This window comes from Mesorhizobium sp. GW821-FHT04C10 (assembly GCF_059420305.1).
In genome coordinates this window covers 2079103-2103828 of record NZ_JBWKTL010000001.1, presented here as the reverse complement: position 1 = coordinate 2103828, position 24726 = coordinate 2079103, and the positions used below count along the sequence as shown (strand labels likewise).

The 24726-nt window shown below is 63.8% G+C and carries 26 protein-coding genes; 7 read left to right on the top strand and 19 right to left on the bottom strand.

Translation table 11 applies throughout. The features are described from left to right. Positions 1 to 199: 199 nt before the first annotated feature. Positions 200 to 1075 (top strand): l-ornithine N(alpha)-acyltransferase, encoded by an 876-nt coding sequence (gene olsB, locus AC07UC_RS10165; RefSeq protein WP_056577807.1) that lies wholly within the window; start codon positions 200 to 202, stop codon positions 1073 to 1075. A 75-nt stretch (positions 1076 to 1150) separates the two neighbouring features. Here olsB and AC07UC_RS10160 read toward each other — a convergent pair whose 3' ends face one another. Then, positions 1151 to 1789, bottom strand: a complete 639-nt coding sequence (locus tag AC07UC_RS10160; RefSeq protein ID WP_494905485.1) for a trimeric intracellular cation channel family protein — start codon at positions 1787 to 1789, stop codon at positions 1151 to 1153. A gap of 120 nt (positions 1790 to 1909) precedes the next feature. Then, complete coding sequence (gene grpE, locus AC07UC_RS10155) at positions 1910 to 2542, bottom strand: nucleotide exchange factor GrpE (protein WP_494905483.1); 633 nt, start codon at positions 2540 to 2542, stop codon at positions 1910 to 1912. A gap of 227 nt (positions 2543 to 2769) precedes the next feature. Here grpE and AC07UC_RS10150 point away from each other — a divergent pair, with 227 nt between their 5' ends. Both AC07UC_RS10150 and AC07UC_RS10145 read left to right on the top strand, forming a co-directional pair. Then, positions 2770 to 2970 (top strand): hypothetical protein, encoded by a 201-nt coding sequence (locus AC07UC_RS10150; protein WP_140772055.1) that lies wholly within the window; start codon positions 2770 to 2772, stop codon positions 2968 to 2970. A 134-nt stretch (positions 2971 to 3104) separates the two neighbouring features. Further along, entirely contained in the window at positions 3105 to 4127 is a 1023-nt protein-coding gene (locus AC07UC_RS10145) for a fatty acid desaturase (protein WP_140772057.1), read from the top strand. 39 nt (positions 4128 to 4166) lie between these two features. Here AC07UC_RS10145 and AC07UC_RS10140 read toward each other — a convergent pair whose 3' ends face one another. The 7 genes from AC07UC_RS10140 to cysG form a co-directional block, all read right to left on the bottom strand. Further along, the gene (locus AC07UC_RS10140) at positions 4167 to 4787 is read right to left on the bottom strand and encodes a DJ-1/PfpI family protein (RefSeq protein WP_494905481.1); all 621 of its coding nucleotides are present in this window, start codon (positions 4785 to 4787) and stop codon (positions 4167 to 4169) included. Between the two features lie 183 nt (positions 4788 to 4970). Next, entirely contained in the window at positions 4971 to 6578 is a 1608-nt protein-coding gene (locus AC07UC_RS10135) for a GMC family oxidoreductase (RefSeq protein ID WP_494905479.1), read from the bottom strand. Between the two features lie 96 nt (positions 6579 to 6674). Further along, positions 6675 to 7208 (bottom strand): DUF934 domain-containing protein, encoded by a 534-nt coding sequence (locus AC07UC_RS10130; protein WP_494905478.1) that lies wholly within the window; start codon positions 7206 to 7208, stop codon positions 6675 to 6677. A 165-nt stretch (positions 7209 to 7373) separates the two neighbouring features. Then, positions 7374 to 8138 (bottom strand): phosphoadenylyl-sulfate reductase, encoded by a 765-nt coding sequence (locus AC07UC_RS10125; RefSeq protein WP_202325895.1) that lies wholly within the window; start codon positions 8136 to 8138, stop codon positions 7374 to 7376. Beyond that, the gene (locus AC07UC_RS10120) at positions 8113 to 9783 is read right to left on the bottom strand and encodes a nitrite/sulfite reductase (RefSeq protein WP_494905477.1); all 1671 of its coding nucleotides are present in this window, start codon (positions 9781 to 9783) and stop codon (positions 8113 to 8115) included. Before AC07UC_RS10120 ends, AC07UC_RS10125 begins: the two co-directional genes overlap by 26 nt. 45 nt (positions 9784 to 9828) lie before the next feature. After that, entirely contained in the window at positions 9829 to 10122 is a 294-nt protein-coding gene (locus AC07UC_RS10115; protein ID WP_140772068.1) for a DUF2849 domain-containing protein, read from the bottom strand. Further along, the gene (gene cysG / locus AC07UC_RS10110; RefSeq protein WP_140772070.1) at positions 10119 to 11570 is read right to left on the bottom strand and encodes a siroheme synthase CysG; all 1452 of its coding nucleotides are present in this window, start codon (positions 11568 to 11570) and stop codon (positions 10119 to 10121) included. Before cysG ends, AC07UC_RS10115 begins: the two co-directional genes overlap by 4 nt. Between cysG and AC07UC_RS10105 the strand changes: the two genes are divergently transcribed. The 3 genes from AC07UC_RS10105 to AC07UC_RS10095 all read left to right on the top strand — a co-directional run bounded on the left by AC07UC_RS10105 (position 11571) and on the right by AC07UC_RS10095 (position 14455). Further along, positions 11571 to 11801, top strand: coding sequence for a hypothetical protein (locus tag AC07UC_RS10105; RefSeq protein ID WP_494905475.1), 231 nt, complete (start codon positions 11571 to 11573; stop codon positions 11799 to 11801). A gap of 198 nt (positions 11802 to 11999) precedes the next feature. Next, positions 12000 to 12449, top strand: a complete 450-nt coding sequence (locus AC07UC_RS10100) for a baeRF12 domain-containing protein (RefSeq protein ID WP_140772791.1) — start codon at positions 12000 to 12002, stop codon at positions 12447 to 12449. A 221-nt stretch (positions 12450 to 12670) separates the two neighbouring features. Next, on the top strand, positions 12671 to 14455 hold the full coding sequence (locus AC07UC_RS10095; RefSeq protein WP_494905473.1) for a cation:proton antiporter domain-containing protein: 1785 nt from the start codon (positions 12671 to 12673) through the stop codon (positions 14453 to 14455). On the opposite strand, the gene AC07UC_RS10090 is transcribed toward AC07UC_RS10095, so the two are convergent. Beyond that, the gene (locus AC07UC_RS10090; protein WP_494905471.1) at positions 14456 to 15262 is read right to left on the bottom strand and encodes an AraC family transcriptional regulator; all 807 of its coding nucleotides are present in this window, start codon (positions 15260 to 15262) and stop codon (positions 14456 to 14458) included. A gap of 105 nt (positions 15263 to 15367) precedes the next feature. Between AC07UC_RS10090 and AC07UC_RS10085 the strand changes: the two genes are divergently transcribed. Then, positions 15368 to 16288 (top strand): zinc-binding dehydrogenase, encoded by a 921-nt coding sequence (locus AC07UC_RS10085; protein ID WP_494905469.1) that lies wholly within the window; start codon positions 15368 to 15370, stop codon positions 16286 to 16288. A 10-nt stretch (positions 16289 to 16298) separates the two neighbouring features. Here the strand turns inward: AC07UC_RS10085 and AC07UC_RS10080 are convergent, their stop codons facing one another. From AC07UC_RS10080 to AC07UC_RS10040, 9 genes are all read right to left on the bottom strand, one after another. Then, on the bottom strand, positions 16299 to 17051 hold the full coding sequence (locus AC07UC_RS10080) for an SDR family NAD(P)-dependent oxidoreductase (protein WP_056577838.1): 753 nt from the start codon (positions 17049 to 17051) through the stop codon (positions 16299 to 16301). Between the two features lie 80 nt (positions 17052 to 17131). Further along, complete coding sequence (locus AC07UC_RS10075; RefSeq protein ID WP_202325890.1) at positions 17132 to 19390, bottom strand: transglycosylase domain-containing protein; 2259 nt, start codon at positions 19388 to 19390, stop codon at positions 17132 to 17134. A 354-nt stretch (positions 19391 to 19744) separates the two neighbouring features. Then, entirely contained in the window at positions 19745 to 20128 is a 384-nt protein-coding gene (locus AC07UC_RS10070) for a hypothetical protein (protein WP_140772078.1), read from the bottom strand. Positions 20129 to 20242: 114 nt separating this feature from the next. Next, positions 20243 to 21253, bottom strand: a complete 1011-nt coding sequence (locus AC07UC_RS10065; RefSeq protein WP_494905466.1) for an SMP-30/gluconolactonase/LRE family protein — start codon at positions 21251 to 21253, stop codon at positions 20243 to 20245. A 274-nt stretch (positions 21254 to 21527) separates the two neighbouring features. Next, positions 21528 to 21674, bottom strand: coding sequence for a hypothetical protein (locus AC07UC_RS10060; RefSeq protein WP_027031097.1), 147 nt, complete (start codon positions 21672 to 21674; stop codon positions 21528 to 21530). Positions 21675 to 21699: 25 nt separating this feature from the next. Next, the gene (locus AC07UC_RS10055; protein ID WP_027056594.1) at positions 21700 to 21954 is read right to left on the bottom strand and encodes a GlsB/YeaQ/YmgE family stress response membrane protein; all 255 of its coding nucleotides are present in this window, start codon (positions 21952 to 21954) and stop codon (positions 21700 to 21702) included. Positions 21955 to 22062: 108 nt separating this feature from the next. Next, positions 22063 to 22266, bottom strand: coding sequence for a hypothetical protein (locus AC07UC_RS10050; protein WP_140772080.1), 204 nt, complete (start codon positions 22264 to 22266; stop codon positions 22063 to 22065). 143 nt (positions 22267 to 22409) lie between these two features. Further along, complete coding sequence (locus tag AC07UC_RS10045; protein WP_494905463.1) at positions 22410 to 23030, bottom strand: ribonuclease D; 621 nt, start codon at positions 23028 to 23030, stop codon at positions 22410 to 22412. A gap of 77 nt (positions 23031 to 23107) precedes the next feature. After that, on the bottom strand, positions 23108 to 24493 hold the full coding sequence (locus AC07UC_RS10040; protein ID WP_494905462.1) for a M20/M25/M40 family metallo-hydrolase: 1386 nt from the start codon (positions 24491 to 24493) through the stop codon (positions 23108 to 23110). Between the last annotated feature and the right edge of the window lie 233 nt (positions 24494 to 24726).

The window sequence follows — 24726 nt, the reverse complement described above, 5'->3', positions numbered from 1 at the left end:
GAAGCACGGCATCGCGGCCCGCGTAGGCGCGACACGCTTCATGTCTTCTCATCTAACGTAGCCGGTTGACCGTTTTCGCCAGCCGACGAAGTATTGCCCGCGACGCCGTATCACGGTACTGTCACAATCCTGTTGCACCTACACCGTATCCCCGTGCCAAGAGGGATGGCTCGAAGGAGAATCACTCGTGCATACAGTTATGCCGGAATGTGACACTCGGCCGAACGCCAGCAGCGCCTTGCTTGCCGGACGTAATGTCGATTCCGTCATAAAAGGCGCAGCGCTCGGCCGTATAGGCAACCTCGAAGTGCGGCTCGCCCGCAACGAGGCCGAGATCGCGGCCGCGCAGGAAGTGCGCTACCGGGTATTTTACGACGAGCTTGGCGCCAGGAAGGACCTGTTCCAGGCGCAGGATCGCCGCGACGCCGACCGGTTCGATCCGCTCTGCGATCACCTTCTGGTCTTGGACACCACGCTTTCCGGCCCCGAACATCGCCGCATCGTCGGCACGTATCGGCTGCTGCGGCAAGAAATCGCGGCCACCGCCGGAGGCTTTTATTCCGAAGGCGAATTCGAGCTGACCAAGCTCATCGCCCGCCATCCCGGCCAGCGTTTTCTCGAACTCGGCCGCTCCTGTGTTTTGCCGCAATACCGCTCGAAGCGCACCATCGAGGCGCTGTGGCAAGGCATCTGGGCCTACATCAATCACTACGAAATCGGCGTGATGACCGGCTGCGCTTCCTTCCACGGCACTGTGCCGGCCGCGCATGCCGAGGCGCTGACCTATCTTGCCCATCACTGCCGTACCAACTCCGCCTGGGACGTGCGCGCGGTTTCCGATCGGTACTGCTCCATGGACCTGATGCCGATCGAGGCGGTCAACGCCAAGGCGGCGATCGCGGCGATGCCGCCTCTGGTCAAGGGCTATCTGAGGGTCGGCGCCCGCATCGGCGACGGCTGCGTCATCGACCGTGAATTCTCGACGGTCGACGTGTTCGTGGTTATGCCGGTCAAGGAGATCGGCGCCCGCTACGTCAACTACTATGGCGGGGAAGCGCAGCGTTTCGCGGCTTGAAGTGAGCGGTGAGTAGTGAACGCTACGCCGCGACATCACGGGCTGCCTATCGACTACTGACTATTTCCTACTCACTCACGGAATATCCTCCGGCCGCCTTCCCGGCCGGCTCCTGTACGACGGAAACGACCAGCCAAAACGCAGCGCGCCACCGCGCACGGCAAACGCCACGACGAAGCCGGCCAACCCCGAGACAATCTGCGGCAATCCGGCGACATCGCCCAGAGTGAAGATGGCGCCGCCGGCCAGGGCCGCCGTGACGTAGATTTCCGGCCGCAGCAGCACGGAAGGCTCACCGGCCAGGAGATCGCGCAATATGCCGCCAAAGGTCGCGGTCAGCATGCCGGTGATGATCGAAACCACGGGCGAACCGGTGATTGCCAGGCCCCTTGCCGCGCCCATCACCGAAAAGGCGGCCAGCCCGATGGCGTCGAGCCACAGCAGCAGCTTGTAGCGGGATTCGACACGGTGCCCGGTGAAGAAGACCAGGACCGCAACGACAGCGCAGATGAGCACATAGTCGCGGTTTCCCACCCAGAAGACCGGCACATTGAGGATGAGGTCGCGAAACGTGCCGCCGCCAATGCCGGTGACGCTGGCCAGGAACAGGAAACCGATAATGTCGAGTTGCTTGTGCGACGCAGCCAACGCCCCGGTCGCCGCGAAAACGGCAACGCCGGCATAGTCGAGAAGGGCGATGGGATTTAAGGGCATGAGGCAATAGGGGTTAGGCAGTAGGGCTTTGCACGTATGAATAGCACGAAGCCGCGCGATTGATACGACTGCCTTACTTCCCCTACTGCCTACTGCCTACTGCCTACTGCCTACTGCCTATCAAGCATCTTTCTCCGCCTGCTCATTCACTGGCCCCGGCTCGACCGGCGCCTCGGCGGCGATTTTCGGGCCACCCTTGGCGACGCCCACCATGGCCGGGCGCAGCACCCGTTCGCCGATCGAATAGCCCGGCTGCACGACCTGGACCACCGTGTTGGCCGGAACGTCGGGATTGGGCACTTCGAACATTGCCTGGTGGAAATTGGGATCGAACTTTTCGCCTTCCGGCGCGAGTTTCTTGACCCCGTGCCGTTCCAGTGCCGACAGCATGGCGCGCTCGGTCAAGTCTACGCCCTCGATGAGCGCCTTGAAGCCGGCATCACCCGACGCCTTGGCCTCGGCGGGAATGGCGTCCAGTGCGCGGCGCAGATTGTCCGACACCGACAGCATGTCGCGGGCGAAATTCGCAACCGCATAGGTGCGCGCGTCATGCACGTCGCGTGCGGTGCGGCGGCGCAGGTTCTCCATCTCGGCCGCGACGCGCAGCGCACGGTCCTTGAGCTCCTCATTTTCCTTCAGCAGCCGCACAAGCGCTTCATAATCGCCGTCGATACTGCCTTCCGTGCGCTCGGCATTGGCCTCTGCCGCATCGACTTCACTGGGCGCGCGTTCGTCTTTTGCCTGGTCGCTCATCGCCGTTTCCCGTCATCTCGAATGGTATGGATTTTGAGCCCGATATCGAGGTTTGGCGGCCAAAAATCAAGGGGTAAGCCACCGGACCGGCCTGAACCGTGACCAATGGCGTTACTTCGATTTTAATTCAAACTTTACCTTACCTGCCGGCTTCGCTTGCCACAGAAGCGTGATGCGGGAACCATTCCCTTGCTGGAGGAGTTTCGAAGCCGACACAGGATTTTGAAATGATGACTCGCGACAAGGCAGAAAAAGGAGAAAAGCTCGCCACCGAAGTCAGGCGCCAGTTCGGTGCCGAGGCGATGACACGCTTTCTGCGTACCTTGCCTTCTTTCCGCACCGAAGCCGACATTCCCAACCGATTCAGCGAGTTGCTTGACCGGCTGGACCGGCTGGAGAGAAACAGCCTTGGTGGCGGCCGCCGATAGCCACCTGGCCGGCCTCCGCGCATTGCGGAATTTGGAAGACCAGGCAGGAATGGCGTGTCGCGCGACAATTACACACAGTAATTTCGCGTGACTGCCATCTTGCGGGAGGGGAGCGCCTCCGACTATGCTTCCTGATGAACATGATTTCCCCCGACGCGGCCGCCAACAGCAAGCGGGCCTGGCTGAAGATCCTGGCGCGCTACAAGAAGCCGGACCGGCGGCGCAGCGCCGTCGAACTCGCGATCACCCTCATTCCTTTCGCCACGCTCTGGGCCATGTCCGCGGCCGCTTATGCCTACGGCCATTGGTGGGGGCTGGTCCTGATCCTTCCGGCGGCCGGGTTCCTGGTGCGGATCTTCATGATCCAGCATGATTGCGGCCATGGCTCCTTCTTCGCCAACCGCTATGCCGACGACTGGATCGGCCGCGCACTCGGCGTCCTGACGCTGACGCCCTACGATTGCTGGCGCCGCGCCCACGCGACCCATCATGCCAGCGCCGGCAATCTCGACGAGCGCGGCATGGGCGACATCCTCACGTTGACCGTTGCCGAATACCGCGGATTGTCCTGGCGCGGGCGCCTTGGCTATCGTCTCTATCGCCACCCGCTGGTGATGTTCGGTCTGGGACCGATCTGGCTGTTCATCTTTTCGCAAAGGCTGCCCGTCGGCATGATGCGCGGCGGCTTGACGCCCTGGGTATCATCCATGACCACCAATCTCGCCATCGCGCTTGCGGCGGCCCTGCTCATCTGGGCCGTCGGCCCCGGTGCGTTCCTGGTGGTCCATCTGCCGATCGTCGTTCTCGCCGGCTCGGCCGGCATCTGGCTGTTCTATGTCCAGCACCAGTTCGAGGAGACGGAATGGGCAAAGGATGACGATTGGGAATTCCAGCATGCCGCCCTGCATGGCTCGTCCTATTACGACCTGCCGCCGGTGCTGAACTGGTTCACCGGCAATATCGGCGTCCACCACGTCCATCACCTCTCCGCCAAGGTGCCGGGCTACCGGCTGCAGGAAGTGTTGCGGGATTATCCGGAACTGCGCGGCATTGGCCGTGTCACGCTGCTCGACAGCCTGCGTTGCGTCAAACTGGCATTGTGGGACGAAAACCGCCGCAAGCTGGTGTCGTTCCGTGAGGCCCGAGCTGCGGCGTAGGAAGACTGCCGCGCCATGGCGCGACAGTCTGCCACCTGATCAAGCTGCCTGGCGCTCGTCGCGCATCAGGATCTCGCCGTGGCGGATCTCGGTGCCCAGCACCTTCAGGCATTCCCGGATGAAGTTGGACAGGCCCGGCCAGCCCTTGGCTGAAACGAGATTGCCATCGACATGGGCACCGGTCGGCGCGACATCGATGTAGATGCCGCCGGCCAGCGTCACCTCCGGCTCACAATAGTGCAGCGCCGCGACTTCCCTGCCCCGCACCACGCCATCGACGGCAATCAGGATCTGCACGCCATGGCAGATGGTGAAGATCAGTTTGCCGGCCTCGTGGAAATGCCGCACCAGCGCCTGCACGCGCTTGTCGATGCGGATGTATTCGGGACCGCGTCCGCCCGCTGCGTAGACGGCGTCGTACTTGGCCGGATCCACCTCGGAAAACGTCTTGTTGAGGATGTAGTCGTGGCCGGGCTTTTCCGTGTAGGTCTGGTGACCCTCGAAGTCGTGCAGCGAGGTCTTCAGCACATCGCCGGCCTTCTTGTCGGGGCAGACCACATGCACCGTGTGGCCGACGGCATGCATGGCCTGTTCAAAGACGAAAATCTCGTATTCCTCGCTGAATTCGCCAACGAGCATCAATATTTTCTTGCCAGCCATTCCCGGTTCCTCCCTTGTGGCCCATTTATTTCGGGTCGCGAAATAATAGACTTATCCTAAGGGCAGGACGAAAAAAGGAAAAGCGCAAATCGCCAATTGGGACGACCAGTTTTCTTTCCCGGAGGGCGGAGCAAGCCCTTCATGGCGCATGAAAACAGTATCCCGGGCCGACCTGGACCGGAGTCAAGCGGCTGCCCTGATCATATCCGCCGCCTTTTCAGCGATCATGATGGTCGGCGCGTTGGTGTTGCCGCCGATCAGCGTCGGCATCACCGAGGCGTCGACGACCCGCAACCCCTGCAGTCCGCGCACCCGCAATTGCGGATCGACCACCGCCATCTCGTCGACGCCCATCTTGCAAGAGCCGGCCGGGTGGTAGATCGTGTCGGCGCGGGCACGGATGTGGGACATCAACTCCGCGTCGCTCGAAACACCGGCGGTGTAGATTTCCTTGTGGCGATATCTGGCCAGCGCCGGTGCCTCCAGGATAGAGCGCATCATCCTGGCCCCCTTGAGCAAAAGCTCGGCGTCGCGTTCGTCCGAAAGAAAGCGTGGATCGATGCGCGGAGGTGCCATGGGATCATGCGTCGACAGCCCGACCTCGCCGCGAGAATGCGGCCGCAGCACGCAGACATGGCAGGAAAAGCCATATCCCATATGCAGCTTGCGGCCATGATCATCAACGATCGCGATGCAGAAATGCAGTTGCAGGTCGGGCCGTTCCATCACCGGATCGGATTTGAGGAAGGCGCCGCCTTCGGCATAGGGCGTAGCGATCATCCCGCCCCCATCTTTCCGCCAGCGCAGCATGTGCCGCAGCAGGCCAGGCAGGCCGCGCAGGCCGATGCCCATCATGTCGGCATCTTTCGACGTCCAGCCCATGATGAAATCGAGGTGGTCCTGCAGGTTCTTGCCAACACCGGGCAGTTCATGGATGACCGGAATACCATGCATGGCAAGCTCGGCGGCCGGGCCAATGCCTGACAGCAGCAGGAGCTGAGGCGAACCGAAGGCGCCACCACAGACGATCACCTCGCGCCTGGCTTTCGCAACGGCTTCGCCCTTCCCCGCGCGATACCGCACGCCGGCGGCGCGCTTGCCGTCGAGGATGACCGCAGTGGCATGCGCTCCAGTGATGACGGTGAGGTTCGACCTGTTCATGGCCGGTTGCAGATAGGCAGCGGCCGCCGAGCAGCGCTCGCCATTGCGGCGTTCGCCCCAGAATTGCGTCACCTGATAAAGTCCGGCACCTTCCTGCTCGGCCCCGTTGAAATCATCGTTGCGGCGGATCTGGTTTTCGCCGCAGGCCTCGACAAAAGCCCGGGAGAGCGGACGGGGCTCTTGCTGCTCGGCAACCCGCAGCGGACCGTCACCGCCATGCAGGGCATCAGCGCCGCGTTGATTGCCTTCCGCCCGCCGGAAATAGGGCAGCACCTCGTCCCATGACCAGCCGTCGCAGCCGAGGTCGGCCCATTCGTCATAGTCGCCGCGGTGCCCGCGCGTATAGAGCATGGCATTGATGGCGCTGGATCCGCCCAGCGCCTTGCCGCGCGGCTGGTAGCCCTTGCGGCCGCCAAGCCCCTGCTGCGGCACCGTCTCGAACGCCCAGTTGTTGATCTTCGGCCGGCCCGGCAACAAGGCGATGATGCCTGCCGGCGCGCGGACAAGCAGGTTGCTGCCCGTGCCGCCGGCTTCGATCAGGCAGACCGTTTTCGATGGATCTTCGGACAGCCGCGCGGCAAGCGTGCAGCCAGCGGACCCACCGCCGGCGATGACATAGTCGAAATCCATGACTTCCTCCCTTGCACCCGGCGGATGTTTCCGTCCGGATGACCAAGAGAAAGCTCGATTACGGCCTATGTAAAGACGTGCGGAATTACCCCAACGTCAGCTGTTGCGAAGGCGCCGCCAGGAATATTTCGGGCCCTTGGGCTCCGGCACGGCGGCTGGCTGATAGTAAAGACCCAGCCCGCCGGTGCGGCCTTCCTCCAGGCGTTTCAGCAGCACGGGATTGGAGATCTCGAACTCATCGAAACCAAGGCGCAGCATATGCGGCAAGGGATCGACCAGCACCTGGCCGGTGGCGCGAACGGCACCTTCGAAATGATAGCGGCTGCGCAGCAGTTCGGCCTTGGAGAAGGAGCGCCCGTCGCTGAAGGCCGGGAAGACCAGCGCCACCAGCGACAGCTGGTCGAGCAGGTCGGCGATCTTCTCGAGCTGATCGCCTGGCTGCAACACGACACCGAGCCGCTCCTTGGCGGACCGGCGCACCTCCGGATCAAGGTCGAGGAATGCCTGCAGCGGCAGGATGAAGCGGCCATTGCCGGAAAGCGCGTCCGCATTCTCGGCATGAGCCCACTCGTCCTCACGAAACCCCTCCGGGGTCCAGAGCCGGATCTCCGGTGTCGTCGTTTCGGTCATCAAGAATTCCTAAATATTCAAACGAGCCAAGGATGTGTTGAGACTGAGGTCAGGCTGCACCGAGAATGGCGGCTTCCGAAGCGGAGCGTACTTGAAGTACGTGAGCACCGGAAGCGCGGCAAGCCGCCGTTGGCAAGGCCAGCCTCACCTGATTATCAGCATATCCTATAGGGATGCGTCGGTCAGCGACTTCTCCAGCCCCGACAGGTGAATGCCGCACTCGGTCTTGGCGTGACCGGCCCAGCGGCCGCTGCGCGCGTCCTCGCCCGGCTGTACGGGCTGCGTGCACGGAAAGCAGCCGATCGACAGATAGCCATAGGCGACCAGCGGATTTTCGCGCAGCACATGGGCGCGCATGTAGTCGGCCTGGTCCGATGTCGTCCAGTGCGCCAGCGGATTGATGCGGATGCGCGCGCCGACCGCCTCGAACACCGGCAGCGCAGCCCGCGTCGAGGCCTGGAAGCGCTTGCGGCCGGTCAACCAGGCGCGGAACGGTGCCACGCCGCGCGCCAAGGGCTCGACCTTGCGTACATCGCAGCAGGCATCGGTGCTGCTCTGGTGCAGATTGCCTGTCGGGTCGATCCGCTCGAGTGCGGCTTCCTCGGGCTTGATCACCTGGATGTTGGTCAGCCCGAAATCGGCAACGAGCGCGTCGCGATAGCCGAGCGTCTCCTCGAAATGCTTGCCGGTATCGAGGAAGATGACGGGCAGCGACCGGTCGATCTCGGCGATCATGTGCAGCAACACAGCCGAGTCCGCGCCGAAGGACGACACGGCGGCGATCTCGTCGTGAAACAGTTCGCGAACCGAGCGTTCGATGATCTCGAGCGGCTTCAGGTGACCGTAAAGCGCATCGAACCCCGCCGCCTTGGCGGCGACGCCGTCATCGACATCGGCGATACGGTCAAGCGGCCTTGGCTTCGCCAGCATAGAGCGCCTCCTTGAACGGCGCGGGACCGACACGGCGGTAGGCGTCGATGAACTTTTCCTGTGGGTTGAGCCGAAGGCCGAGATAGGTCTCGACGATCTGTTCGATGGCGTCGGTGATCTCTTCCGACGAGAAGCCGCGGCCGATGATCTCGCCGACCGACGTGTTTTCGTCGGCCGAGCCGCCCAGCGTCACCTGATAGAGTTCGGAGCCCTTCTTCTCGACGCCGAGAATGCCGATATGGCCGACATGGTGATGGCCGCAGGCATTGATGCAGCCGGAGATCTTCAGCTTCAACTCGCCGATCTCGCGCTGCCGTTCAAGCGAGGCAAAGCGTTGCGAGATTTCCTGCGCGATCGGGATCGAGCGTGCCGTCGCCAGCGCGCAATAGTCGAGGCCCGGGCACGAGATGATGTCGGATATCAAATTGGAATTGGCTGTCGCCAGCCCGATATCGACCAGCGCGTCATAGACCGCCTTGAGGTCGGCGCGCGCAACATGCGGCAGGATCAGGTTTTGCTCATGGCTGACGCGCAGCTCGTCGAAGGCATATTTTTCGGCGATGTCGGCGACCGCTTCCATCTGGCTGTCCGACGCATCGCCCGGCACCTCGCCGATGCCCTTGAGCGAGATCGTCACCGCCGCGTAGTCGGGATGGCGGTGGGTCACCACGTTCTGGTCGAGCCATTCCGAGAAACCCTTGGAATCGAGACGCGCCAGCTTGACCGCTGCGTCGCCGTTCGGCCGCTCGGTCAGTTCCGGTGGCGCGAAATAGGCTTCGATGGCACGGATGTCGGCTTCCGGCAGTTTCAGTTCGGCGTCCTTCAGTTCCTGCCACTCGGCCTCGACCTGACGGGTGATCTCATCGACGCCGGTCTCGTGGACGAGGATCTTGATGCGCGCCTTGTACTTGTTGTCGCGGCGGCCATAGAGATTGTAAACGCGCAGGATCGCCGTGCAGTAGGATAGCAGGTCGGCTTCCGGCAGGAAGTCGCGGATCTTTCTTGCCACCATCGGCGTGCGGCCCTGGCCGCCACCGATATAGACGGCAAAGCCCAGCTCGCCGGCCGCGTTCTTCTTCAGGTGCAGGCCGATATCATGGGTCTGGATGGCGGCGCGGTCGCGCTCGGCACCGGTCACCGCGATCTTGAATTTCCTGGGCAGGAACGAGAATTCCGGATGCACCGACGACCATTGCCGCAGGATTTCCGCATAGGGGCGCGGGTCGGCGGCTTCGTCGGCCGCGGCACCGGCGAAATGGTCGGCGGTGACATTGCGGATGCAGTTGCCGCTGGTCTGGATGGCATGCATCTCGACGCTTGCCAGATCAGCCAGGATCGCCGGAATGTCCGACAGCGCCGGCCAGTTGAACTGGATGTTCTGGCGCGTGGTGAAATGGCCGTAGCCCTTGTCGTACTTGCGGGCGATGTGGCCAAGCATGCGCAACTGCTTGCTGTTCAGCGTGCCATAGGGCACCGCTATGCGCAGCATGTAGGCGTGCAGTTGCAGGTAGACGCCGTTCATCAGCCTGAGCGGCCGGAACTGGTCCTCTGTGATCTCGCCGGACAGCCGGCGCTGGACCTGGTCGCTGAACTCGGCGACGCGGGCCTGGACAAAATCGTGGTCGAACTCATCGTAACGGTACATGTTTCGTCTTTCAGGGCGCGTCCGCCCGTTTCATCTAATTCCTGGCTATGCGGCCCGCTCGGCCTGCTTGCCGAGATCGCCGCGAATGGTCGGCCCGGCGGCGCGGATCTTCTCGCGCAATCGCACCGGCTCGACCACGCCGTCGACGACGTCCGCGTCGATCAGATTGACGTCGACCACTTCATTGTCGGCATAGGCCTTGGCGCCGATCGCCTCCAGGCGGTCCTCGGCAGCCTTGTCATGAGCAAGGTCCGCATGGCCCACCGTCTCGGCCCAGCCGCCATCGGCGTACCAGACGGCGATGCCATCGGTCAGGCGGTTGGCGGTCAGTATCTTCATGGCTGAACTCTCTCAGTGGCGGCGGTTGCCGCACCCGCATGCTTGTGTGCCGCGAGCGGCTCGGACCGTTCGAAATTGGCGCCGGCGACGGCATCGCCGATAATTGTCATGACCGGCCCGGAAAGATCGCCACGCGCTTCCAGCGATGGCAGGTCGGCCAGCGTGCCGTGGAAGCGGCGCCGATTGGCAAGGCTGGCATTCTCGACCACCGCGACCGCCGTGTCCGGCGACAACCCGGCCTCGATCAGGCGGCCGGCGACTTCGGCCGCGACCGAGCGCCCCATATAGACGGCAACGGTGGCGCCGGAAATCGCAAGCTTGGCCCAGTCGGGCAACGAATTGCCCTTGAGGTCGTGGCCGGTGGTGAACACCATCGACGAGGACACCCCGCGCAAGGTGAGCGGCAGTTCGAAATCGGCGGCGGCGGCGAAGGCCGCGGTGACACCCGGAACCACCTCATAAGCGATGCCGGCATCGCGCAACGCCGCCATCTCCTCGCCGGCGCGGCCGAACACCAGCGGATCGCCCGACTTCAGCCGCACGACGCGCTTGCCCTCCCGGCCGAGCTCGACCAGCAGCGCGTTGATCTCGGCCTGGCTCTTGGTGTGGCAGCCCTTGCGCTTGCCGACACCCAGGCGCTCGGCATCGCGGCGGCCCATCGCAACCACCGCCTCCGGCACCAGCGCGTCATGGACGATGACGTCGGCTTCCATCAGCAGGCGGTGCGCCCGCAGCGTCAGAAGGTCCTCGGCACCCGGACCGGCGCCCACCAGGGCGATGTGGCCCGAAGCCGGTGCGTTCGACAACAGAAGATCCACGGCGGCGTCATGCGCCCGCGACAACTGGCCGGCTTCCACGGCATGGGCAGGCGCACCCTGGAAAAAACTGCTCCAGAAGCGGCGGCGGGCATTGCCTTTCGGCAGCAATTTCTCGGCGGCACCGCGCAGTGAAGCGGCAAGCGTCGCCAGCGATCCAAGCGACGGCGACAGCATCTGGTCGATGCGGCCACGCAGCATCTGGGCCAGCACCGGGCCCGCACCCTCGGTGCCAATCGCGATGGCGACCGGCGCGCGGTTGACGAGCGCCGGGGTGAAGAAATCGCAGAGCTCCGGCCGGTCGACGGCATTGACCGGAATGCCCAGTTTGCGCGCGTCGGCGGCGACGCGGCGGTCGAGCGTCTCGTCGCCGCTGGCGGCAAATACCATGACCGCGCCGTCGAGCTGCGAGGCATCGTAAGCCGCCGCGACATGGCTGGCGCCGGACTGAGCGATGAAGGCGAGCAGTTCCGGCTCGGCATTTTCGGTGATGATGCGCAAGACCGCGCTCGACTGTCCGATCAGCCGTGCTTTGGCCAGGGCTTCCTCACCGCCGCCGACAATGGCCACGGCTTCGCCCTCGACCCGCACGAAGACGGGGAAGGCATTGAGCTTGGCATTGGCCTGCGGCATGTGAAAAGCAATCCGGGAACAGTGTCGCAGTTTTACGCCCGGGCGCGAAAAACCAGAAGCAAAGCACTCGCGCATCCTGTGATGGCAGGCAATCGCTTTTTCGCAACTGCGAAAGGCAGGAGAAAAATATTCCACATCCTGGGTGTGGGCGAACTCAAGTCGCTGAAGCAGGCCTTGATTTCAGGTCTTTTTAGCCGCGGGCTCGCTATCTCGCAAAACAGTTTTTTCTAATTTCTACCAATTTAGTAGATTAAAGCCGCCAGCCAACAATTCTCAACCTTCGGCCTCGGGCAGCGGGCGTTCAGCAGACCTTGGCGGTGGGAACATTACCGCTTCGCAAGGCGTTCCCATCTCGCCCGCCATCCAAAACCGAAACCGCGGCGGAGTGCCGCGCAGGCCATCACGCAGCAGAGAAAGGAACCCGTCATCATGGGCACGATCAAGCTGAAGCACGGCATCTGGATCATGGTGGCCGATGGCGAAAAAGCGCTCTTCCTCAAGAATATCGGCGACAACAAGTTTCCCAACCTTGAGGTCGTGCAGATGATGGAGCAGGACAATCCGCCCACCCGCGAACAGGGGACCGACAGTCCAGGCCGGTACAATGACGGCCCGTCTGTGCATCGCAGCGCCGTCGAGGAGACCGACTGGCACCGGATCGGCAAGGAACGCTTCGCCGATGACATTGCCGCCCGGCTCTACAAGCTCGCGCATGGCGGGGCATTCGACGAGATCGTCCTTGTCGCGCCGCCAATGGTGCTCGGGACCATGCGCAAGAAATTGCACAAGGAGGTCGAGGGCAAAGTGGCCGCCGAAATTCCCAAGACGCTGACCAATCACGCCATATTCGAGATCGAGGCCTTGCTGCGGGCCGCCTGATCGCCGGCGACCGACTGCCGCGAAAACCGGGCGACAACATCGCGGGACTTCCGGCAGGCCGGCGGCTTTTCAGCCGCCGGCCGAGTATTTGCCGCCGCACCGTCGATTTTCGCGGCCTGCGGGTTGCATCAACGTCACCCCTTCCACCATATTGCAAAACAGGCGACGGCTTCGGGCGGCGCATATCCGACATCGCTAGCTTGAAAGGCGCTCCATAGACAATGCCGCATGACACGCCCCTTATCGCCACCATCGTCGCCGGTCTGGGGCTGGCTTTCGTCTTCGGAGCTCTCGCCAATCGGTTCCGAATTCCGCCGCTGGTCGGTTATCTCGTAGCCGGCGTGCTGGTCGGGCCGAACACGCCCGGTTTCGTCGCCGATGCCGGCCTTGCCAATGAACTGGCCGAAATCGGCGTCATCCTGCTGATGTTCGGCGTCGGCCTGCATTTCTCGCTCAAGGACCTGCTGTCGGTGCGCGCCATCGCCGTGCCCGGCGCCATCGTCCAGATCGGCTTCGCCACGGCACTCGGCGCCGGGCTGTCCTGGATGCTCGGCTGGTCGGTGGGCGCGGGCCTGGTGTTCGGCCTGGCGCTGTCGGTCGCCTCGACCGTGGTGCTGCTGCGCGCGCTTCAGGAACGCCGGCTTATCGAGACCGAGCGCGGCCGCATCGCCGTCGGCTGGCTGATCGTCGAGGACCTGGCCATGGTGCTGGCGCTGGTGCTGCTGCCGGCCCTTGCCGGCGTGCTGGGTGGCCAGGAACAGGCCGAAGCCCATGTCAGCGGCCTGCTGTCGTTGCCGGCCAGCTACGGCATCTGGGGCATCGTCGGCATTACGCTGGCCAAGGTCGCCGCCTTCGTCGTCGTCATGCTGGTGGTCGGCCGCCGGGTCATTCCCTGGATCCTGCACTACGTCGCCCATACCGGGTCTCGCGAACTGTTCCGCCTCTCCGTGCTCGCCATTGCGCTCGGCGTCGCCTTCGGCGCGGCAAAACTGTTCGGCGTCTCGCTGGCGCTCGGCGCCTTCTTCGCCGGCATGATCATGAGCGAATCCGAGCTCAGCCACCGCGCGGCGGAAGAATCGCTGCCGCTGCGCGATGCATTCTCGGTGCTGTTCTTCGTTTCGGTCGGCATGCTGTTCGACCCGTTCAGCCTGATCAGCAACGGCCTGCCGATCCTGGCGACGCTGGCCATCATCGTCATCGGCAAGTCGCTGGCCGCGTTCGTCATCGTCGTCGCCTTCGGCTATCCCCTGGCCACGGCCCTGATGATTTCGGCAAGCCTTGCCCAGATCGGCGAATTCTCCTTCATCCTGGCCGAGCTCGGCGTCGGGCTGAAACTTCTGCCCGAGCAGGGCCGCGACCTGATCCTGGCCGGCGCCATCCTGTCGATCGTGCTCAACCCGCTGATGTTCCTGATCATCGACTGGATGAAACCTTGGCTGGAAGCCCGCGCCGCCAAGACGGCACCGCCGGCGGACGCAAAGCCCGTCGGCCCGGCGACGGAACCAGGCCGGGTGGCTTCGGTTGCCGCCACGTCCAGGAAGGAAGACGGCCCGCCGCCGAGGACGACACTTGCCGGCCATGCCATCCTGATCGGCTACGGCCGTGTCGGCAGCCTTGTCGGTGCCGCGCTGAAAGATGCTGCCCTGCCCTTCCTCGTCATTGAGGACGCCGACAAGACGCTGGCCAGGCTGAAAGCGGACGGCATCGAAACCGTCGCCGGCAATGCGGCCAACGCCGAAGTGTTCGCCGCCGCCAATCCCGAAGGCGCCAGCCGGCTGATCCTCGCCATCCCCAACGCGTTCGAGGCCGGCCAGATCGTACTGCGCGCGCGCGCCGCCAAACCCGGCATCAACGTCGTCGCCCGCGCCCATTCCGATGCCGAGGTCGAGCATCTCAAAGGGCTCGGCGCCGACACGGTGATCATGGGCGAACGGGAGATCGCGCGCGGGATCGTGGAAGAGGTGCTCGGTAACAAGCCATCCGCGACTGAACCGTCCGCCGCCTGATCACGTCACGAAAGCAGACCCGCCATTGCGTGCGATGCTGCTGAGATACTGTGCGGGAGGCTTGCCGAGCGCTTTTTTGAACATGGTGATGAAGGCGGTGACGGACTCATAACCCAGATCGCCCGAAACCCGCTGAACGCTTGCCCCGGAAGCCAGCTCCCTTATCGCGACGATCAAGTGCAATTGCTGGCGCCAGCGGCCGAAGCTTAGCCCAGTCTCCTTTACGACGAGACGGGCAAGACTGCTCTCGCTGAGTGCAACGCGGCTGGCCCACTCCGCCAGCGTGCTGCGGTCAGCCGGATCGTCCGCCAACGCTTGGGCGATCCGTCGCAAGCGCGGCTCGGAAGACAGAGGCAGATGCAATTGCTGGACCGGCATGTCAGGCAGTTCGGCGAGCAGGACACTTCCCAGGAAAGCGCACCTCGCGTCGTCAGGTGCGCAGTCCGACAGTTCGATGATGAGTTCGCGTAGCAGCGGCGAGATCGAAAGCGTACAGCACCGATCCGGCAGTTCGGCCGCGCCCGGCTCGATGTAAACGAAGAAAATCCGCGCATTGGCCGTGGCGATGTTGCTGTGCCGCATGCGGCTTGGCACCCACACGCCGCAATGTGGCGGCACCATCCAGAGGCCACTGGGAACGCGGCAGGTGACGCCGCCGCCGAGCGCGAAGACGAGTTGTCCCTTGCGATGCCAATGCTGCGACACCTCGGCCTTGGTTTCGGTGACGTCGACGCGCACCGCGATCGCCGGAGCAAGGACGTCGTCGACATCGAAATCGAGCCATGGGTAGCGGAGAGGTTGTCTCATGATTGCCCGCTTTTAGCGATCGATTGATTTTATATCTAGATTATTCGATCGCACAAAATCGGTAGGCTCGGGGTCGTTTTCGCCACCATTGGCAAAGGTGTACCCATGCTCGCGCTCACCGTCTGTTCCGACAACGCAGCCAGATTGAAACTCACCGAGGTGGACGAGCCGCGCCCTTGCGCGAACGAAGCGCTGATCGCCGTCCACGCAACCTCGTTGAACCGCGGCGAACTGCGCCTGCTGGCCATACGCGCGAACGGCTGGATACCTGGCCAGGACGTCGTTGGGATCGTGGAGCAGGCGGCGGCTGATGGCTCCGGGCCTGCCGTGGGCACAAGGGTCGTGGCCCTGGTCGACGAAGCCGGCTGGGCCGAACGTGTCGCCGTTCCGACCGACCGTCTCGCCGTCCTGCCCGATGAGGTCGGCTTCGTCTCGGCGGCCACGCTTCCGGTCGCGGGCACGACGGCGCTGAGGACGTTGCGCCATGGCGGTGACCTCGCCGGCCTAAAGGTGCTGATCACCGGCGCGAGCGGCGCGGTCGGCCGTTTCCAGATCCAGATCGCCCGCGAGCAAGGCGCCTCGGTGACCGCGATCGCAGCCGCCCGGCATGCCGGGGATCTCCGCGATCTCGGCGCCGAGCAGGTGGTCGAGGCGATCGAACTGGCCGAAGGCCCTTTCTCGCTGATCACCGAGTCCGTCGGCGGCGAAAGCCTCGCCCACGCGATAGAACGCGTCGCACCCGGCGGGACCATCGTGATGTTCGGTTCGAGCAGTGGCGCACTCACCCCGGTTGGCTTCCGCCAGTTCGTTCCGGGCCATGAGGGGGCGAGGCTTCAGACCTTCGCCTACTACACGTCCGGCTCAGGCATCGGCGCCGACATCGCCGCGCTGCTCGCCCTGGTCGCGGCTGGCCGGCTGGAACCCCGCGTAGCCCTGACCGTGCCGTGGACTGATATCGCTCAGGCCCTGGACGCCCTGCGGCAGCGCAGCTTCAGCGGCAAGGCCGTTCTCACGATCGCAGGATGAGCCCCCCGCCTCACACGTGCTGGCCGCCATTGATGTGGATTTCCGAGCCGGTCACATAGGAGGCCTGCTGCGAGCACAGGAAGAAGATGATGTCCGCGACCTCGGCCGTGGTGCCGAGACGCCTGAGCGGAATGGTCTCGACGATCTTGTCCGTGCCCGGCGACAGGATCGCGGTGTCGATCTCGCCCGGCGCGATGGCGTTGACGCGGATGCCGTGCGGGCCGAAATCATGCGCCATCTCGCGCGTCAGCGAGCCAAGAGCCGCCTTCGAGGTTGCATAGGCGGTACCGGCAAAAGGATGCACGCGCGTGCCGGCGATCGAGGTGACGTTGACGATCGAGCCCTTGGCCGCGGCCAACTCCTTGAACAACCCCCGCGCAAGCATGATCGGCGCGAAGAAATTGACCTGGAAGACGTCGCGCCAGACATGCATCGGCGTGTCGATCGAGTTCATACGGCTGTTGCCGTCCTTGAGCTTGGGCGAGATACCGGCATTGTTGACCAGCGCATGCAACTGGCCGCCATGCGCTTCCAGCCGATGGCGGATTTCCGAGACGGCGATGCCGACATCTTCCTGGTCGGCAAGATCGACCTTGATGTGGTCCTCGGGGCCCGCGGGCCACGGGCAGTCCTCGGCGAAGGCCTGGCGCGAACAAGTGATGACTCGCCAGCCCTCGCGCGAAAAGCGCTTGACCGTGGCGTGGCCGATGCCGCGGCTGGCGCCGGTCAGCACGATGGTTTTTCTGGTGTCGGGTTCAGCCATGTCACGGTCTCCGGCCGGAGATGTAGCCGAACACCGTGGCGCTGGCGAGAGGCGGATTGACGCCGCTCGGGAAGACAGTCTCAGCCGCCGCCCAGAATATCCAGGATCGAGGTCTGCCGCTTCTTGAGCGGGCCACCGACGCTGCCTGGTGGCACGGGATGCCCGACCGAAGCGGTGGTGCCGTCGTCCGCGGGCATGTTGAAGCCGTCGGCATCGACGGTCTGGGCAGGCCGCGCCACGCGGGCCGGCGCCGCCGGTTGCGCGGTTGGCGCCTGCTGGCCAACGGATACCGACGGAACCGGCGCCTGCTGGTTGTTGTCGGCCGAAGGTATGTCGTCGGGCACGATCGTATCGGCCGGCGTCGACTTCCAGGTGCCGGGCAGCGGCCGCACCGGCACGCCTTCATGCGCGGCGACCATGAACTCATGCCAGGCCTGCGCCGGTAAAGCGCCGCCGGTCACCTTCTTCATCGCCGTGCCGTCGTCATTGCCGAACCACACGCCGGTGGTGAGATTGGCGGTGTAGCCGACGAACCACGCATCGCGCGAATTCTGGCTGGTGCCGGTCTTGCCCGCCGACGGCCAGGCGAAGGCCGCCTTCTTTGCCGAGCCGAACTCGACCGTGCCCATCATCATCGAATTCATCATGCCGACGATCTCGGGCTTGACGACACGCGGCGCGTTGCCGCCACCGCTGTCATAGAGCACCTTGCCCTCGGCGGTGGTGATGCGGCGGATGAAATGGATGTCCGGCTTGTAGCCGCCATTGGCGAACGGCACATAGGCCGAGGTCAGCTCAAGCGGCGTCACTTCCGAAGTGCCGAGCGCAATCGAGGTGTTGGCCTGCAAATCGGACTGGATGCCCATGCGGTGCGCGGCCTCGACCACCGCGTTCGGCCCGACCTCCATGGTCAGCTGCGCGGCGACCGAGTTCAGCGATTTGGCCAGCGCCGTCGCCAGCGTCACCTTGCCAAAGTACTTGCCGCCGTAATTGTCTGGTGTCCAGTTGCCGATCTTGATCGGCGCGTCGTTGCGCACACTGTCGGGCGTGCGGCCCGCCTCAAGGGCGGCCATATAGACAAACGGCTTGAACGCCGAGCCGGGCTGGCGGCGCGCTTCCGAGGCGCGGTCGAACTGGCTGGTCGAATAGTCATAGCCGCCGACCATGGCACGCACCGCGCCGGAATCGTCGATCGACACCAGCGCGCCCTGGGTGACGTTGAGCTTCTTGCCGCTGTCGTCGATCAGTTTGCGGATCGATTGCTCGGCAAGTTTCTGCAGGTTCAGGTCGACGGTGGAGTCGATGACGATATCGCCGCGCACATCGCCGATCAAGTCGGGCAGTTCTTCCATGATGGCGTCGGCGACATAGTTTTCCGAGCCGGTCCAGTAGGAGGGCGAGCGCGTCGCCGGCGCGCTGAGCGCTGTCTTCAGCTCCTTGTCGCTGATCTTGCCCTCCTCGCGCATGGCGGCGAGCACGAGCTGCGAACGTTCCTCGGCGGCCTTCGGATCGCGCGCCGGCGACAACCGCGACGGCGCTTTCAGCAAGCCGGCCAGCAGGGCTGCTTCCGACAGGGTGACGTCGCGAGCGCTCTTGCCGAAATAGCGCCGAGAAGCCGCCTCGACGCCATAGGCGCCGGAGCCGAAATAGACCCGGTTGAGGTACATTTCGAGGATCTGGTCCTTGGTGTGCTTGTGCTCCAGCCACAGCGCCAGAAGCACCTCCTGCACCTTGCGCTCCAGTGTACGGTCGGGCTTCAGGAACAGGTTTTTCGCCAATTGCTGCGTCAGCGTCGAGCCGCCTTGCGAGAAATGCCCGCCGAGCAGGTTCGTCACCATGGCGCGCGAAAGGCCGATCGGGTCGACGCCGAAATGCGAATAGAACCGGCGATCCTCGATGGCGATGACGGCTTCCGGAATATAGGGCGACATTTCGTGCAGGCCGACGGCTTCACCACCGCTCATGCCGCGATTGGCAAGCAACTGACCATCGGCCGAAACAATCTTGATGTTGGGAGCGCGGTCGGGGATCGACCAGGTCGTGGCCGCCGGCATCTTGGCGCCGTAGTAGATGACGACGCCGGCCACCGCGATACCGCCCCAGATGGCGAGCACGAAGCACCAGTAGAACAGCCGGCCGAGCACGCCGAACAGGCCGCGCCGGCTTCTGCCACGCCCACCGCGCGACGATTTCGCCTTCGACGATTTGCGTTTGGCGGAGGCTTTGCGGTTGCTTGGCACGACGCGGTCCTCCTCGCTCACCGAAAGACCCGGTTGGGATCGCGCCTGTGGCGGTCCCTCGAAACTGGGCTCGATGCGGCTGTCTCTGCGGTTCGCCATGCGCTGTGCTTGATATCCCCGGGGCCAATGGCGTCCGGGTTGAAGAGTAGATGCGGCGATTTAAGGGCGGGTTAAGTCGGAAAAATTCAAAACGATTGATAGTCAAATGCCTGGGATCCGGCATTTAGCGCTCGGTTCGAGACCTGCTTTTGCCGCTGGCAGGCGGCCCACCACGATGGAGCAATCCTCGCCGTGGCATTTTTGCCTGGGGCGCGAAGCCCAAGCCACTGTCAACCGCGACACAGACGGTCGCGGACATGTTCCGCGTTAGGGCGCGATCGCAAATGGTTGCAACTTCGCGTTCGACCGCGCCCTAGATCACCCGTCACCAGATGATCACCTGGTGGACATGCGTCAGCCGATCGCCGCACGAACCGAGAGCGCTGCCCTGGACGATTGCATAACCTCGCCGACATGACAGTAACAGACGATCTCGTGCAGTTGGTGGTCGGTCAGCTCGAAGAAGCGCTTGGCTTCGCCATAGCTGTCGTCTTTCAGACCCTCGTCGTGCAATATGGGGTCCGTGAAGGCAACCGCTATCGGCGAGCCATCGCCTCGCATGACATCGCGCTCGGGCGGCGCACGGTATTCTGTCCCGGCAAGCGCGGTGAGCAGCCGGCTGGGCTCACGTTCAAGAAGTTCTGCCCAACGGACAAGACGCTGGGTACGACTCATTACCGGCTGTGTGGTGCTGACCTCGGCAACTGCATGCAGTTGGTCCAGTGTTTGGTGCTTCATGGCAACCTCCTACTCGTTAGGTTGGTTGGCCCCAAACGCCCTATGCCGACATCATAGCGCCGAAGCGTCGATCCGTCATTCTAATTCCATGCCGGAGTGATCGCTGTTCCGGTGCTACGCCGATGCAATGGCCTCGTCTTGCCGGCAATTTGCAACGCCACCGAGTATCGACGGCAGCGCGAAAAAGGCCAGCGTCCGCTCCTCGCAGGTTAACGCCACGACGCTGTTCGACCGGTCGATGTCGAGGCCTTTCGGGCCGCCTTCCTCGGGGCTGGCCCTGCCGCGCAGGAAGGTTTCCTCGTCGAGCACGGCAACCGAGCGCACCGGCGCGCGATGCCCGCTCCAGCCACCGTCGCCGGCGTAGACGTTTACCACCCGGCTGCCTGCATCGGCGACGATGATATGCCGGTCATCCCTGGTGAAACGCACACCATGCGGATAGCCCGCGTTCCGCAGGACCCCGGCGGGTTCGGTATCAGGCCCAAGCGACGCGGACATACGGTAGAGTTTCACGTCCTGGGTGCCGTGGCTGCTGACCGCGATCCACCGACCGTCATGGCTGAGCGCAATACCGTCCGGTATATCGAGACCACGCTCCAGCAGCCGCTGATTGCCTGTCGTGCGATAGCCAAGCCACCGGTTGATCACATGGCGGGTCACCAGATGCGTGTAGTTGTTGCAGACCAGAAGGCTGACGCGGCCGCGCGACTCGGGCCTGACGGCAATCGAACCCGGGGAATTCAGTTTGCAAAGCCGCCTGCCCCGGACTCGGCGAATGGCTGATATCTCGCGGCTTTGACCGGCCGGCTCCTCGCGGGGCAGGCCGAATATAGCGACCATCCCGTCGCGGTTGGCGATCGCCAGGGTGCGGTCATCGATGAAATCCAGGCCATGGATTTCGCCCATATTGTCCGACGTCAGCTGCATGAAATCGCGGATCGTCACATCGGGACCATCAGGTCCGGCCTCGATGTCGATGCGCAGGACCAACAAGCGCTTGCACGCATAGCCGGCAATTGCCAGCAATCGATTGTCCGGTGAGAAGCGCAGGTCTTCCGTGCGTCCGATCGCCGAAAGCGCCGCCCGCACCGCCGCGTTCGCCTTGAAGTCTATCCCGGCGATCATCCGTTCTCCGCACGGGAGGTCGAACGATGCAGGAAATAGAGAATTGTCTTGCTGCCCCCGGCCCATTTGATGGCTGTCTGCCCCCGCTTTTGCCGGCGCCGACTAAGCCTGATGGCGCCCTGGACGGTCAAGCGGAATGCGGGAACTCTAGGGCGACGGCAACGCCGCGCAGCCCCGGATTTCGGGCCGCCAGCCATGTCCCCCGCCTTTATCGATCAACTCTGCCCGCCATCCGGAAATCAAGCGGCATGACAACCCCAAATCGGCGGCTGGCTCAGTTCTGCTGGATCGAAATGCCCTTGTCGTCAATCTTGAGCTCGACGCCTTTCGGCTTCGTCTGCTCGCGGTAGACATAGGCGCCAAGCGCGATGACAACGACGACGAGCGCGCCAATGAGGAGGTAGAGTGTGTTCTGCTTCACGGCGCGCCCTTTGTCGTTTCGAGCCTCAGGCTCGCTTCAGAACCTTGACCAGCACCAAAAGGATGATGGCGCCGATCGTGGCGTGGATGATGGAAGCTATGATGCCGCCGCCGATGGAGAAACCGATCCGCGGGAACAGCCAGCCGGCGATGAAGGCGCCGACGATGCCGACGATGATGTTGCCGATCAGGCCGAAGCCGAAACCGGAAACGATGAGACCGGCAAGCCAGCCGGCGATGGCACCAATGATGATGAAGACGAGAAGGCTTTCGACGCCCATGGCGATTTCCTCCGAGCAAGAGGGCGAACGCGGAGCGGAAGGCTCCGAATCGACCTCGATATCAACGGCTTCAGGCTATTCGAAAGCAGCTGGTCCCGCCAGCGGCGCTCATTGATCGTCGTCGTCGCTGGACGTCGGCCGCCAGCTGGTCGGCTCGACCTTCTTTTGCGTATGGCTGTCGGTATAGACCCACCAGCCGTCATCGCGGTATTGCCCGATGGATTCGTTGAGCACGCCGTCGCTGTCCTTCCAGGTAATGGTGACCTTGGAGCCATCGGTCGGCGCGGTCGATATCGGCTTCCTGTCCACCATTTCGTCCCCCTTTTCGAGCAATTCCGGGACGTATGTAGCGGTATCCCGTCCGGAATCGCGAAAGCAAGTAATTCAAGCCCACAGAACGCGACGGCCGGCATCTGGTTCCAACCGGCCGGAGGCGCGGGTCGCCGCGAAGACGGTCAGCTGTGAGCGAAGATATCCTCTTCGTCCCAGCCCATCAGGTCAAGCTTGGCCCGCGTCGGCAGGAAGCGGAAGCAGGCATCGGCCTCCTTGGTCCGCCCATCGCGTGCCAATCGCCCGGCCAGCACGTCGCGCAGCCGGTGCAGATACAGCACGTCGGAAGCGGCATATTCGAGCTGTTCGGGAGACAGCGTCTCGGCCGCCCAGTCCGACGATTGCTGCGCCTTGGACAGGCCGACGCCGAGCAACTCGAAGCAGATGTCCTTCAACCCGTGGCGGTCGGTATAGGTGCGCGTCAGCCGCGACGCGATCTTGGTGCAGAACACCGGCTCCGGCATCACCCCGAAGGCATTGTAAAGCACGGCGAGATCGAAGCGCCCGTAGTGGAACAGCTTCGTCACGCTGCGGTTCCTGAGCAGGCTGACGAGGTTCGGCGCCTTCTTCTGGCCGGGTGCGATCTGGATGACGTCGGCGCTGCCGTCGCCGGGCGAGATCTGCACCACGCAGAGCCGGTCGCGATGCGGGTTCAGCCCCAGCGTCTCGGTATCGATGGCCACTGCCCCGACATTGTAATGCATGAGGTCGGGCAGATCCTGCTTGTGGAAACGAATGTCGGCCATTGTCTTCTCCGGTCGCGGCGTACCCCGTCCTCGCCGCGATCCGGTGAAAAATCAACAGGAAAACGACTTTCCCGCGCTCAGCGCGTCAGCGCGTCCAGAATGCGGGCCCAGGAGCGCTGCCCCTTGTGGAAGGAGTTCAGCTCGTATTTCTCGTTGGGCGAGTGGATGCGGTCGTCGTCGAGGCCGAACCCGACCAGCAGCGATTCCATGCCGAGATAGGTCTGGAAGTCGCCGACCACGGGGATCGAACCGCCGCTGCCGGTCGTCACCGCGGGCTTGGGCCATTCGTCGGACAGCGCATCCTTGGCCTTGGCCAGGAACGGTGAGTCGTAGGAAAGCTGGATTGCCGGCGAACCGCCATGGGCGTGGAATTCGACCGAGCAGTCGGCCGGGATGCGGTCTTCGACGAACTTGCGGAAGGCGGCGCGGATTCTCTTTGGATCCTGCTTGTGGACCAGGCGGAACGACACCTTGGCGGAGGCTTCCGCCGCGATCACAGTCTTGAACCCCTTGCCGGTGTAGCCGCCAATGATGCCGTTGAACTCGGCTGTCGGCCGAGCCCAGGTCAATTCCAGCACCGAGCGGCCCTTTTCGCCTGATGGGATCGACAGGCCGACAGGTCCAAGGAAGGTCTCGGCCGTCTCGCCCAGCGTCTCCCAGGATTTCAGCACCTGCGACGGCGTCTCCTCGACACCGTCATAGAAACCCGGAATGGTGATGTGGCCATCCTTGTCGTGGATGTCGGCCAGCACCTTGGCCAGGATGCGGATCGGGTTGGCGGCGGCCCCGCCATAGAGCCCCGAATGCAGGTCGCGGTCGGCGGCCTTCACCGTGATCTCCTCGCCGACAAGCCCGCGCAGTGCCACGCAGATCGACGGCGTGTCACGGTTCCACATGCCGGTATCGCAGACCAGCGCGAAGTCAGCCTTGAGCTCTTCGGCATTGGCCTCAAGGAACGGTTTCAGCGACGGCGAGCCGGATTCCTCCTCACCCTCGAACAGGATGGTGATACGGCACGGCAGGTTGCCATGCTCCTGCTTCCAGGCGCGGCAAGCCTCGACAAAAGTCATCAACTGGCCCTTGTCGTCGGCCGAGCCACGCCCCGTGATCACCTTGTGGTCGGGGCCGACCTCCTTGATCGCTGGCGCGAACGGATCGTTTTCCCAGAGTTCGATCGGATCGACCGGCTGCACGTCGTAATGGCCATAGAACAACACATGCGGCGAACCAGCCGGCCCGTCATGATGCGCAACCACCATCGGATGTCCTGGGGTGTCGCGCACGCTGGCATCGAAGCCGATCAGCTTGAGCTCCGCCACCAGCCATTCCGCCGCTTTGCGGCAGTCGGTGGCATAGGCGGGATCGGTGGAGATCGACTTGATCCTGAGCAGGCCGAACAGGCGCTCCAGGCTCTGGTCGAGATTCTGGTCGAGGCGGTCGAGGACGGAGGAAACTGCGGACATTTGGCAAGCCTTTCGATTCAGTGCCGGAACCGTAAAGGCAGAGCGGGCAAACGAAAAGCCCGGGACCATTGGACCACGGCCCGCAACAGCCGCCGCAAGGCAAAAAAAGACCGCCGTGGTGGAGGGGGAACCACGGCGGCCTCGTACTCGAAACGATGCGGCAGCCCGGAGAGGGGGGATAGGCTGCCGCAGTTGTCCGGGATAGGCGGGGGACGGGCCTTGCTCCGGACTTC